Source organism: Mixta mediterraneensis, assembly GCF_030283135.1.
Classification (GTDB): domain Bacteria; phylum Pseudomonadota; class Gammaproteobacteria; order Enterobacterales; family Enterobacteriaceae; genus Pantoea; species Pantoea mediterraneensis.
Window position 1 is genome coordinate 41,288 of record NZ_JASUAZ010000009.1, and the last position, 12,201, is coordinate 53,488.

Sequence of the window (12,201 nt, forward strand, 5' to 3'; positions counted from 1 at the left end):
AGGAGTAAAAAACCCCATAAAATTGCTGCTTATTTAAATAATAACAGCAAAGTTTATAAGGTTTTTTCATCCTTCCCTTGAATCGATGTGGTGAGTCTGCTGCCAGAACTCGTGCAGGATGCCAACGCCACTTTTGATGAGTAAGCAAAGAGTATGTCTACAACCACCGAAATCATCGCTCATCATTGGGCGTTTATCGTATTTATTGTCATCGCATTCGGCCTTTGTGCCTTTATGTTGACCGGAGGATGGCTGTTAGGCGGCAGAGCACGCGCCCGCTATAAAGACACGCCGTTTGAGTCTGGTATTGAATCCGTTGGTGATACCCATCTCCGCCTTTCGGCAAAATTTTATCTGGTTGCGATGTTTTTCGTGATTTTCGACGTCGAAGCCCTCTTTTTATACGCATGGGCGACTTCAATCCGTGAAAGCGGTTGGGTTGGCTTTGTGGAAGCCGCAATTTTCATTTTGGTGCTCCTGGCGGGCTTGGTCTATCTGGTGCGCATTGGTGCGTTGGATTGGGCTCCTGCACGTCGCCGCATCGTGGTTAAGACCAACACGATCAGCCACACCAATCCTCACAAGCAGTAAAAGAGAGGCAATAAGATGGACTATACGCTCACCCGCATAGACCCAAACGGCGGTGATAACGACCGTTATCCTCTGCAAAAGCAGGAAATCGTCAGCGATCCGCTGGAGCAGCACGTTCATCGCAGCGTTTATATGGGCAAGCTCGAAAATGCCCTGCACGATATGGTGAACTGGGGACGTAAAAATTCCCTTTGGCCGTACAACTTTGGGCTTTCCTGTTGTTACGTTGAGATGACCACGTCTTTTACTGCGGTGCATGACGTGGCGCGTTTTGGCGCAGAAGTTATGCGTGCCTCTCCACGTCAGGCCGATTTCATGGTGATCGCCGGTACGCCGTTTACCAAAATGGCCCCGGTTATTCAGCGTCTGTATGACCAAATGCTGGAACCGAAATGGGTGATTTCTATGGGAGCCTGCGCGAACTCGGGCGGCATGTACGACATCTACTCCGTGGTTCAGGGCGTTGATAAATTCCTGCCGGTAGATGTGTACATTCCAGGTTGCCCGCCACGTCCAGAAGCTTATATGCAGGCGCTGTTGCTGCTGCAAGAATCGATCGGTAAAGAGCGCCGTCCACTTTCCTGGGTTGTTGGTGATCAGGGCGTGTATCGCGCCAATATGCAGTCTGAGCGCGAGAGAAAGCGCGGCGAGCGTATTGCGGTTACCAATCTGCGCACACCAGACGAAGTTTAAGCTAACCGTATATGGATGGATTTAGCGCCCGCAGCATAACATCAGAATTTAATGCACGGCCCCATCCTGACGCCTTCATTTGAGCGCCTGATTACAGGCCGGAATGGTGAGTAACGTATGACAGATTTGACCACGCAAGATCTCGCTCAGCCAGCATGGCAAACCCGGGACCATCTGGATGATCCGGTGATCGGCGAGCTGCGTAATCGTTTTGGACCAGATGCTTTTACCGTTCAGGCTACCCGTACCGGCATTCCGGTTGTTTGGGTAAAGCGTGAACAGCTACTGGAAATCACTGAATTCCTGCGTAAATTAGCCAGGCCTTACGTCATGTTATATGACTTACATGGTATGGATGAGCGTTTACGTACCCACCGCGCAGGGTTACCTGCCGCGGATTTTTCCGTTTTTTATCATCTGCTGTCGATTGAACGTAATCGCGACATCATGCTCAAGGTCGCTTTATCTGAAAACGACATGCACGTGCCGACCATCACAAAACTTTTCGCCAACGCAAACTGGTATGAGCGCGAAACGTGGGAGATGTTTGGTATCACGTTTGATGGGCACCCACACCTGACGCGCATCATGATGCCGCCGACATGGGAAGGCCACCCGCTGCGTAAAGATTACCCTGCGCGTGCAACCGAATTTGATCCCTTCACGTTGACGAAACAGAAGGAAGATCTGGAGATGGAGGCGCTGACCTTCAAGCCAGAAGAGTGGGGCATGAAGCGCGGCACCGCCAGCGAAGACTTCATGTTCCTCAACCTTGGCCCTAACCACCCTTCAGCGCATGGTGCTTTCCGCATCATTTTGCAGCTGGATGGTGAAGAGATCGTCGACTGCGTACCCGATGTGGGCTATCACCATCGCGGTGCAGAGAAGATGGGCGAGCGCCAGTCATGGCACAGCTACATTCCCTATACCGATCGTATTGAATACCTCGGCGGCTGCGTTAATGAAATGCCTTACGTGCTGGCGGTTGAAAAGCTGGCTGGCATTGTGGTGCCGGATCGCGTCGACGTTATTCGCGTGATGCTGTCTGAACTGTTCCGCATTAGCAGTCACCTGCTGTATATCTCCACCTTTATTCAGGACGTTGGCGCCATGACGCCAGTGTTCTTTGCCTTTACCGATCGGCAAAAAATTTATGATGTTGTGGAAGCGATCACCGGCTTCCGTATGCATCCGGCATGGTTCCGTATTGGCGGTGTCGCGCACGATCTGCCGAAAGGCTGGGAGCGTTTGCTGCGTGACTTCCTCGACTGGATGCCGAAGCGTCTGAAGGAATATGACAAAGCCGCGTTACGTAACTCCGTGTTAATGGGCCGCTCGCAGGGCGTTGCTGCTTACAATATGGAAGAAGCGCTGGCGTGGGGAACGACTGGCGCGGGCCTGCGTGCCACCGGTCTCGATTTTGACGTGCGCAAATGGCGCCCCTATTCAGGCTACGAAAATTTCGACTTTGAAATCCCGGTAGGTGCAGGCATCAGCGATGCTTACACCCGGGTACAGCTAAAAATGGAAGAGATGTGGCAATCGCTGCGCATTCTGGAGCAATGTCTGAAAAACATGCCGGAAGGTCCGTTCAAAGCGGATCATCCGCTGACCACGCCGCCACCGAAAGAGCGTACGCTGCAACACATTGAAACCTTGATCTCGCACTTTCTGCAGGTTTCCTGGGGGCCGGTAATGCCAGCCAATGAATCCTTCCAGATGATCGAGGCGACCAAAGGAATCAACAGTTACTACCTGACCAGCGATGGCAGCACCATGAGCTACCGCACCCGTGTGCGTACGCCGAGCTTCCCGCATCTGCAGCAGATCCCATCGGTGATCCGCGGCAGCTTGGTATCCGATCTGATCGTATATCTCGGTAGTATCGATTTTGTTATGTCAGACGTGGACCGCTAATTATGCACGATCAATACATTGCCGTTAAAACGATCGACCCAAACGAGGTCTTCGTGCTAAGCGCGGAAGAGCATCACGCCATTGAGCACGAAAAACATCATTACGAAGATGCGCGCGCAGCGTCTATTGAAGCGCTGAAGATCGTGCAGAAGCAGCGCGGATGGGTGCCGGACGGCGCTATTCACGCCATTGCAAAAGTTTTGGGTATTCCTGCCAGTGATGTAGAAGGCGTGGCGACATTTTATAGCCAGATTTTCCGCCAGCCGGTTGGTCGCCATGTGATTCGCTATTGCGACAGCGTGGTATGCCACATTACCGGTTATCAGGGGATTCAGGCCGCGCTGGAGCAGAACCTGAATATCAAACCGGGACAAACTACCGCAGATGGTCGCTTCACGCTGCTGCCAACCTGCTGTCTGGGCAATTGCGATAAAGGGCCGACCATGATGGTGGATGAAGATACCCACGTCCACCTGACGCCGGAATCTATCGCCTCGTTACTGGAGCAGTATCAATGACAATGAAACAGATCATTCGTACTGCTGAAACTCATCCCCTGACCTGGCGCATGCGCGACGATAAGCAGCCGGTGTGGTTTGATGAATATCGCAGCAAAAACGGTTACGCCGGTGCTGAAAAAGCGCTAAACGGTATGGCGCCTGATGAAATCGTGGCGCTGGTCAAAGATTCAGGGCTGAAAGGGCGTGGCGGCGCAGGCTTCTCCACGGGCCTGAAATGGAGCCTGATGCCAAAAGATGAATCCATGAACATCCGTTACCTGCTGTGTAACGCCGATGAAATGGAGCCAGGCACCTACAAAGACCGCCTATTGATGGAGCAAATGCCACACCAGTTAGTGGAAGGGATGTTAATCAGTGCATTCGCGCTGAAAGCCTATCGCGGCTATATCTTTCTGCGTGGCGAATATATTGAAGCCGCAGTGCATCTACGCCGCGCGATTGCTGAAGCCACTGAAGCCGGTTTCCTGGGCAAAAATATTCTCGGTACTGGCTTTGATTTTGAGCTGATTGTGCATACCGGTGCAGGGCGTTATATCTGCGGGGAAGAAACGGCACTGATTAACTCTCTGGAGGGGCGTCGGGCCAACCCACGTTCTAAGCCGCCTTTTCCGGCAAGCGCCGGTGCCTGGGGTAAACCTACCTGCGTCAACAACGTGGAAACGTTATCAAACGTGCCCGCTATCCTCGCTAACGGCGTGGAGTGGTATAAAGGTCTTTCAAAAAGCGATGATGCCGGCACCAAAATGATGGGCTTTTCGGGACGGGTCAAAAACCCTGGCGTCTGGGAGCTTCCTTTTGGCATTACTGCACGAGAAATTCTCGAAGATTATGCGGGGGGTATGCGGGATGGTCTGCGCTTCAAAGCCTGGCAGCCGGGCGGCGCGGGAACAGACTTCCTGACCGATGAGCACCTCGATCTGCCGATGGAATTTGCCAGTATTGGTAAAGCAGGCAGCCGTTTGGGTACCGCGCTGGCGATGGCGGTTGATCATGAGATCAATATGGTGTCGCTGGTACGTAACCTGGAAGAGTTCTTCGCACGCGAATCGTGCGGCTGGTGTACGCCGTGCCGCGATGGTTTGCCGTGGAGCGTGAAGATCTTGCGTGCGCTGGAGCAAAAGCAGGGCCAGCCAGGGGATATTGAAACCTTGCAGCAGCTTTGCCGCCAGCTTGGCCCAGGTAAAACCTTTTGCGCACATGCGCCAGGTGCCGTCGAGCCGCTGCAAAGCGCGATCAAATATTTCCGTGAAGAGTTTGAAGCCGGCATAGCGCCGCAGGTATTTGGCAATGCCCGTTCGATAGGCGGTATTCAGCCAAACCTGCTGAAAGCGCGCTGGTAATCCACCGCAGCATACGGAAACGGGCCTTGCGCCGCTGTCCCTGACGTGGTCAGGGTCAGGAATATGATTAACGCTCGTGTCCAACGAGCCTTACGGAAGCATGTTCACTATGGCTACAATCCATGTAGACGGTAAAGAATATGATGTGAACGGAGCGGACAACCTGTTGCAGGCGTGTCTTTCTCTGGGCCTTGATATTCCTTATTTTTGCTGGCATCCAGCGCTGGGAAGCGTTGGGGCCTGCCGCCAGTGTGCGGTGAAGCAATTCCAGAATGCCGAAGATACCCGCGGCCGTCTTGTCATGTCCTGCATGACACCGGCTTCTGACGGCACGTTTATTTCTATTGATGATGGCGAAGCCAAAGAGTTTCGTGAAAGTGTGGTTGAGTGGTTGATGACCAACCATCCGCATGATTGTCCGGTCTGTGAAGAGGGCGGTAACTGCCATCTTCAGGACATGACCGTCATGACCGGCCACAGCTTCCGTCGTTATCGCTTCACTAAACGTACCCACCGTAATCAGGATCTCGGCCCGTTCATTTCTCATGAAATGAACCGCTGTATCGCCTGTTATCGCTGCGTGCGTTATTACAAAGATTACGCAGACGGCACCGATCTCGGTGTGTATGGCGCCCATGACAACGTTTATTTTGGTCGCCCAGAAGACGGCACGCTAGAAAGCGAGTTCTCCGGCAATCTGGTCGAAATCTGCCCAACGGGTGTCTTTACCGATAAAACGCATTCAGAACGCTACAACCGTAAATGGGACATGCAGTTTGCGCCAAGCATTTGCCAGCAATGCAGCGTTGGCTGTAACACCAGCCCAGGCGAGCGTTATGGTGAACTGCGTCGTATTGAAAACCGCTATAACGGCACCGTAAACCATTACTTCCTCTGTGACCGGGGTCGCTTTGGTTATGGTTATGTCAATCTTAAAGATCGTCCACGTCATCCGGCGCTGCTGCGCGGCAATGACTGGGTCATGCTCAATGCAGAGCAAGCGGTAAACGCAGGCGCCGATGTATTGCGTCAGGCGAAGAAAGTCATTGGTATCGGTTCGCCGCGTGCCAGCATTGAAAGCAACTTCGCGCTGCGTGAACTGGTTGGGGCAGAGAATTTCTCTACGGGTATGCCAGCAGGTGAGCAGGCTCGCCTTGAACTGATGCTGAAAGTGCTGCAAGAAGGTGGAATCTACACGCCTTCACTACGTGAAATGGAAAGCTATGATGCGGTGCTGGTGCTGGGGGAAGATTTAACCCAGGTTGGCGCACGTGTCGCGCTGTCCGTTCGTCAGGCGGTAAAAGGTAAAGCACGTGAAATGGCTGCCGCGCAAAAAGTAGCCGACTGGCAAATCGCCGCCATTATGAATATCGGTCAACATGCTAAACATCCGCTGTTTGTCACTAACGTCGATGAAACCCGCCTTGATGATATTGCTGCCTGGAGCTACCGCGCACCGGTTGAAGATCAGGCTCGTCTGGGCTTCGCGATTGCCAATGCGCTTGATGAAACCGCACCAGCCGTTAGCGATTTCGATAACAGCCTGAACGGCAAGCTGGATGTCGTGGTGCAGGCACTAGCCGGTGCCAAAAAGCCGTTAATTATCTCCGGTACCCATTCCGGCAGCAGCGCGATGATCGAAGCAGCCGCTAACGTTGCCAAAGCGCTGAAAACGCGTGGCGCGGATGTGGGCATTACCCTGCTGGCGGGACAGGCTAATAGTATGGGGCTTGGCCTGATGGGGGGACAGCCGCTGGATAACGCGCTGGAACAACTGCGTAACGGTGAAGCCGATGCATTGGTGGTGCTGGAAAACGATTTGTATCGCCACGCGCCGAAAGCCCTGGTTGATGAAGCCTTAGCTAACGCAAACAACGTTATAGTGGTCGATCATCAGCGTACCGCGACGTTAGAAAAAGCAGGCTTAATATTCTCCACCGCCAGTTTTGCAGAAAGTGACGGCACCTCAATAAACCATGAAGGACGCGCTCAGCGTTTCTTCCAGGTTTATGATCCTTCTTACTACGATAACAGCATTGTGATGCTGGAAAGCTGGCGCTGGCTGCATTCGCTGCATAGCACGCTGGAAAGCCGTCAGGTTGACTGGACACAACTGGATCACGTAATTGATGCCGTTGTGGCGAAACTGCCCCAGCTGAAAGGCGTCAAAGACGCGGCGCCGGATGCCAGCTTCCGCATTCGTGGTCAGAAACTGTCACGTTCACCGCACCGTTCCAGTGGACGTACTGCTGCTCGCGCGAATATCAGCGTACACGAGCCGCGCCAGCCGCAGGATAAAGACACCATGTTTGCCTTCTCAATGGAAGGAAACAACCAGCCAGGTGCCGCACGTTCGCAGATTCCTTTTGCCTGGGCGCCAGGCTGGAACTCTCCGCAGGCCTGGAACAAATTCCAGGCTGAAGTGGGGGGCAAATTGCGTAACGGCGATCCGGGTGTACGTCTGTTTGAAGCCAGCGATACGCAACTGCCGTGGTTCAGTAATGTGCCGTCCTCATTCGTGAGCGGCGATCACTGGCGTGTTGCGCCTTACTATCAGCTGTTTGGTAGCGAAGAGATGACCCAACGTTCGCCTACCTTCCAACAGCGTATGCCGCAGCCGATGCTGGTGATCAACCCAGACGATGCCGCCAGACTGGGCGTCAACAATGGCGCTGCCGTTGAGTTCACCTGCTTCGGTGAAACGTTGCGTTTGCCAGTGCGTTTTTCAACAGCATTGCAGGCAGGCCAGGTTGGTTTGCCGCTGGGTATGCCGGGCGTTCCACCATTCCTGGCAAACGGCCAGATTGACAAACTGCAGGAGGCGACGCAATGAGCTGGTTAACACCGGACGTTATTGACATTCTGCTGGCCATCGTCAAAGCCATCGTCATTTTACTGGTGGTGGTGGCCTGTGGTGCGTTTATGAGTTTTGCCGAGCGTCGTTTGCTCGGCCTGTTCCAGAACCGTTACGGGCCTAACCGTGTGGGCTGGGGCGGCTCGCTGCAGTTAGCGGCTGATATGATCAAAATGTTCTTTAAAGAGGACTGGGTCCCGCCGTTTACCGATCGCTTTATCTTTACCCTGGCGCCGGTTATTGCCTTTGTGTCGTTGTTACTGGCGTTTGCGATTGTGCCGGTATCGCCAACCTGGATGGTCACGGACCTGAACATCGGTCTGCTGTTTTTCCTGATGATGGCTGGACTTGCCGTTTACGCGGTGCTGTTTGCCGGTTGGTCGAGCAATAACAAATATTCGCTGCTGGGGGCGATGCGTGCTTCTGCGCAGACGCTGAGCTACGAAGTGTTTCTTGGCCTGTCGCTGATGGGTGTGGTAGCGCAAGCGGGTTCATTCAATATGAATGACATCGTGAATAGCCAGGCGCATCTGTGGAATATCATTCCACAGTTCTTCGGCTTCCTGACTTTCTGCATTGCGGGCGTTGCGGTATGTCACCGTCATCCATTTGACCAACCCGAAGCAGAGCAAGAGCTGGCCGATGGGTATCACATCGAATACGCCGGGATGAAGTTCGGTCTGTTCTTTGTGGGTGAATATGTGGCGATTACCACCGTATCCGCGCTGATTGTCACGCTGTTTTTTGGTGGCTGGCAAGGACCGTTCCTGCCGCCGTTCATCTGGTTCGCCATTAAAACGGCGTTCTTTATGATGATGTTCATCCTGATTCGTGCTGCGCTTCCGCGTCCACGCTATGACCAGGTGCTGTCGTTCGGCTGGAAAGTGTGTCTGCCGTTGACGCTGTTGAACCTGCTGGCGACCGCCGCAGTGATCCTCTATACAGCGCAGTAAGGGGTTAACAAATGACTTTAAAAGATCTTGTCGTTGGCTTCGGCACGACAGTTCGCAGTATCTGGATGATAGGCATGCATGCCTTCGCCAAACGCGAAACGCAAATGTACCCGGAAGAGCCGGTTTATCTGCCGCCACGTTACCGCGGTCGTATCGTATTGACGCGCGATCCCGACGGTGAAGAGCGTTGTGTTGCTTGTAATCTGTGTGCAGTAGCGTGTCCGGTGGGCTGTATTTCGTTGCAGAAAGCTGAAACGAAAGATGGCCGCTGGTATCCAGAATTTTTCCGTATCAACTTCTCACGCTGCATCTTTTGTGGTCTGTGCGAAGAAGCCTGCCCGACAACAGCCATTCAGCTGACGCCAGATTTCGAGCTTGGCGAGTTTAAACGTCAGGATCTGGTATACGAGAAAGGCGATCTGCTGATCTCGGGGCCGGGTAAATATCCCGAGTACAACTTCTACCGCATGGCGGGTATGGCAATTGACGGCAAAGACAAAGGCGAGGCGGAAAACGAAGCCAAACCTATCGACGTCAAAGGCCTATTACCTTAAGGAGCAGGGCATGGAATTTGCGTTTTATCTTTGCGGGCTGGTGGCGGTGCTAACGACGTTGCGCGTTATCACCCACACTAATCCGGTACATGCGTTGCTGTACCTGATCGTTTCGCTGCTGTCGATTGCCGGTGTGTTTTTCTCTATGGGCGCTTACTTCGCCGGCGCGTTGGAAATCATCGTTTACGCCGGGGCCATTATGGTGCTGTTTGTGTTTGTGGTGATGATGCTGAATCTGGGTAAAGCCACAGAGAAGCAGGAGCGTGAATGGCTGAAACCTTCACTATGGATCGGTCCAGGCATCGTGTCGCTGCTGCTGCTGATCGTGATGGTTTACGCCATTCTGACTGCAAATGATCAAGGCATTGACGGCAAAGTTATTGACGCGAAAGCGGTTGGTATCCTGTTATTCGGCCCCTATGTTCTGGCGGTTGAGCTGGCGTCTATGCTGCTGCTGGCCGGTTTGGTGGTGGCGTTCCATATCGGGCGCGAAGAACGTGCAGGTGAAATGCTGAGTCATCGCCAGGTTGACGCTCAGCAAGTGAATAAGGAGCAAGCATGATCCCTCTACAACATGGACTGATTCTGGCCGCTGTGCTGTTTGTCCTGGGACTGACTTCACTGGTGCTACGCCGCAACCTGCTGTTTATGCTGATTGGTCTTGAAATCATGATCAACGCAGCGGCGCTGGCATTAGTCACGGCGGGAAGCTACTGGGGTCAGGCCGATGGCCAGGTGATGTATATCCTGGCGATCAGCCTTGCTGCAGCCGAAGCCAGTATTGGCCTGGCGCTGCTGCTCCAGCTTTATCGTCGTCGTCAGACGATGAACATTGATACTGTGAGCGAGATGCGCGGATGAATCTTCTCTATTTAACTGTACTGTTTCCGCTGATTGGCTTTCTGCTGTTAGCGTTTTCTCGCGGCCACTGGTCAGAGAACCTGTCGGCAACGGTTGGCATGGGATCGGTTGGACTGGCGGCACTGGTAACGGTGTATGCAGGTTTCGACTTCTTCGCTAACGGCCAGCAGGTTTTCAACCAGGCGCTCTGGACCTGGATGCAGGTCGGTCACTTTAATATTCAGGTGAATCTGACACTGGATGGTTTGTCGCTGACCATGTTATCGGTAGTGACCGGTGTGGGCTTCTTTATCCATATGTTCGCATCCTGGTATATGCGCGGTGAAGAGGGCTATTCGCGCTTCTTCGCTTATACCAACCTGTTTATCGCCAGCATGGTCGTTCTGGTGCTGGCCGATAACCTGATGCTGATGTATCTGGGTTGGGAAGGCGTGGGGCTGTGTTCTTACCTGCTGATTGGTTTTTACTACACCAATCCAGACAACGGCAAAGCGGCGATGAAAGCCTTCATCATTACGCGTGTCGGTGATGTGTTCCTCGCGTTTGCGCTGTTCATTCTTTATAACGAACTGGGCACGCTGAACTTCCGTGAGATGGTAGAACTGGCGCCGGCACATTTCGCTGCTGATAACCCTATGCTGCAATGGGCGACCCTGATGTTATTAGGCGGGGCAGTGGGTAAATCAGCCCAGCTACCTTTGCAGACCTGGCTGGCCGATGCGATGGCGGGCCCGACACCGGTTTCAGCACTGATCCACGCCGCAACCATGGTAACAGCGGGTGTTTACCTTATCGCCCGTTCTCATGGCTTGTTCCTGCTGACGCCGGAAGTGCTGCATCTGGTTGGCATTATTGGTGCCATTACCCTGTTGCTGGCCGGTTTTGCCGCACTGGTACAAACCGACATCAAACGTGTGCTTGCTTACTCCACCATGAGCCAGATCGGCTATATGTTTCTGGCATTGGGCGTGCAGGCGTGGGATGCAGCAATTTTCCACCTGATGACGCACGCGTTCTTCAAAGCGTTGCTGTTCCTCTCTTCAGGTTCCGTCATCCTGGCCTGCCACCATGAGCAAAACATCTTTAAGATGGGCGGACTGCGTAAAAGCATCCCATTGGTGTATACCTGCTTCCTGGTGGGCGGTGCCGCACTCGCTGCGCTGCCGCTGATTACCGCAGGCTTCTACAGTAAAGACGAAATCCTGTTTGGTGCATTAGCCAACGGCCATATCAATCTGATGGTTGCCGGTTTGGTCGGTGCGTTCCTGACCTCGATTTATACCTTCCGCATGATCTTCATCGTGTTCCATGGCGAAGAGAAAATCCATGCCCATGCCGGTAAAGGCATTACCCATCACCTGCCGCTGATTGTGCTGCTGGTACTGTCCACCTTTGTTGGCGCGTTAATTACTCCTCCACTGGCGGGCGTATTACCGGGTAATGAGTTTGGTGAAGGCGGCAAAGTGGCGCTGGAGATGACCTCGGGCGCAGTCGCGATTATCGGCATTCTGATTGCTGCCGCGCTGTGGCTGGGCAAACGTCAGCTGGTCACCCGCATCGCCAACAGCGCGCCGGGCCGCTTCTTTGGTACATGGTGGTTTGCGGCCTGGGGCTTTGACTGGCTCTACGATAAAGTGTTCGTTAAACCGTACCTGGGTATTGCGTGGTTGCTGCAACGCGATCCGCTTAATGGATTAATGAACCTGCCTGCGCTGCTTTCACGCATTGCCAATAAGGGTCTGGTGGTGAGTGAAAATGGGTATCTGCGCTGGTATGTCGCATCCATGAGCGTTGGTGCGGTTGTCGTGCTGGCATTGATGTTGGTGATTTAAAGGTTATTGCGTGGGGTGAGATAAACGCTCATTCCCGATCGAGATTGTAAAAAATTACCTGGGATATAAGGGCGTCATCGGCGCA

11 protein-coding genes are annotated in these 12,201 nt (G+C 53.4%); all 11 read left to right on the forward strand.

Annotated features, from left to right (window positions below):
• The first annotated feature begins 153 nt into the window (after nucleotides 1–153).
• On the forward strand, nucleotides 154–591 hold the full coding sequence (locus tag QRY16_RS08235) for an NADH-quinone oxidoreductase subunit A (protein WP_193404798.1): 438 nt from the start codon (nucleotides 154–156) through the stop codon (nucleotides 589–591).
• A gap of 15 nt (nucleotides 592–606) precedes the next feature.
• A complete protein-coding gene (locus tag QRY16_RS08240; RefSeq protein ID WP_193404799.1) occupies nucleotides 607–1,284 on the forward strand; it encodes a NuoB/complex I 20 kDa subunit family protein in 678 nt (225 codons plus the stop codon).
• A 117-nt stretch (nucleotides 1,285–1,401) separates the two neighbouring features.
• Nucleotides 1,402–3,201, forward strand: coding sequence for an NADH-quinone oxidoreductase subunit C/D (gene nuoC / locus QRY16_RS08245; RefSeq protein WP_289776251.1), 1,800 nt, complete (start codon nucleotides 1,402–1,404; stop codon nucleotides 3,199–3,201).
• A gap of 2 nt (nucleotides 3,202–3,203) precedes the next feature.
• Nucleotides 3,204–3,719 (forward strand): NADH-quinone oxidoreductase subunit NuoE, encoded by a 516-nt coding sequence (nuoE, locus tag QRY16_RS08250; RefSeq protein ID WP_202987391.1) that lies wholly within the window; start codon nucleotides 3,204–3,206, stop codon nucleotides 3,717–3,719.
• A gap of 2 nt (nucleotides 3,720–3,721) precedes the next feature.
• A complete protein-coding gene (gene nuoF / locus QRY16_RS08255) occupies nucleotides 3,722–5,062 on the forward strand; it encodes an NADH-quinone oxidoreductase subunit NuoF (RefSeq protein ID WP_193405002.1) in 1,341 nt (446 codons plus the stop codon).
• Nucleotides 5,063–5,171: 109 nt separating this feature from the next.
• Nucleotides 5,172–7,895 (forward strand): NADH-quinone oxidoreductase subunit NuoG, encoded by a 2,724-nt coding sequence (gene nuoG / locus QRY16_RS08260; RefSeq protein ID WP_289776252.1) that lies wholly within the window; start codon nucleotides 5,172–5,174, stop codon nucleotides 7,893–7,895.
• A complete protein-coding gene (nuoH, locus tag QRY16_RS08265) occupies nucleotides 7,892–8,869 on the forward strand; it encodes an NADH-quinone oxidoreductase subunit NuoH (protein ID WP_193404802.1) in 978 nt (325 codons plus the stop codon). The genes nuoG and nuoH overlap by 4 nt, the downstream gene beginning before the upstream one ends.
• A gap of 11 nt (nucleotides 8,870–8,880) precedes the next feature.
• Nucleotides 8,881–9,423 carry an NADH-quinone oxidoreductase subunit NuoI gene (nuoI, locus tag QRY16_RS08270; protein WP_289776253.1) on the forward strand — a complete coding sequence of 181 codons (543 nt, stop codon included), beginning with the start codon at nucleotides 8,881–8,883 and terminating at the stop codon, nucleotides 9,421–9,423.
• A 10-nt stretch (nucleotides 9,424–9,433) separates the two neighbouring features.
• Nucleotides 9,434–9,985 (forward strand): NADH-quinone oxidoreductase subunit J, encoded by a 552-nt coding sequence (gene nuoJ, locus QRY16_RS08275; RefSeq protein WP_289776254.1) that lies wholly within the window; start codon nucleotides 9,434–9,436, stop codon nucleotides 9,983–9,985.
• The gene (gene nuoK / locus QRY16_RS08280; RefSeq protein WP_193404805.1) at nucleotides 9,982–10,284 is read left to right on the forward strand and encodes an NADH-quinone oxidoreductase subunit NuoK; all 303 of its coding nucleotides are present in this window, start codon (nucleotides 9,982–9,984) and stop codon (nucleotides 10,282–10,284) included. The genes nuoJ and nuoK overlap by 4 nt, the downstream gene beginning before the upstream one ends.
• Nucleotides 10,281–12,116, forward strand: a complete 1,836-nt coding sequence (gene nuoL / locus QRY16_RS08285; RefSeq protein WP_289776255.1) for an NADH-quinone oxidoreductase subunit L — start codon at nucleotides 10,281–10,283, stop codon at nucleotides 12,114–12,116. Before nuoK ends, nuoL begins: the two co-directional genes overlap by 4 nt.
• The last annotated feature ends 85 nt before the right edge of the window (nucleotides 12,117–12,201 follow it).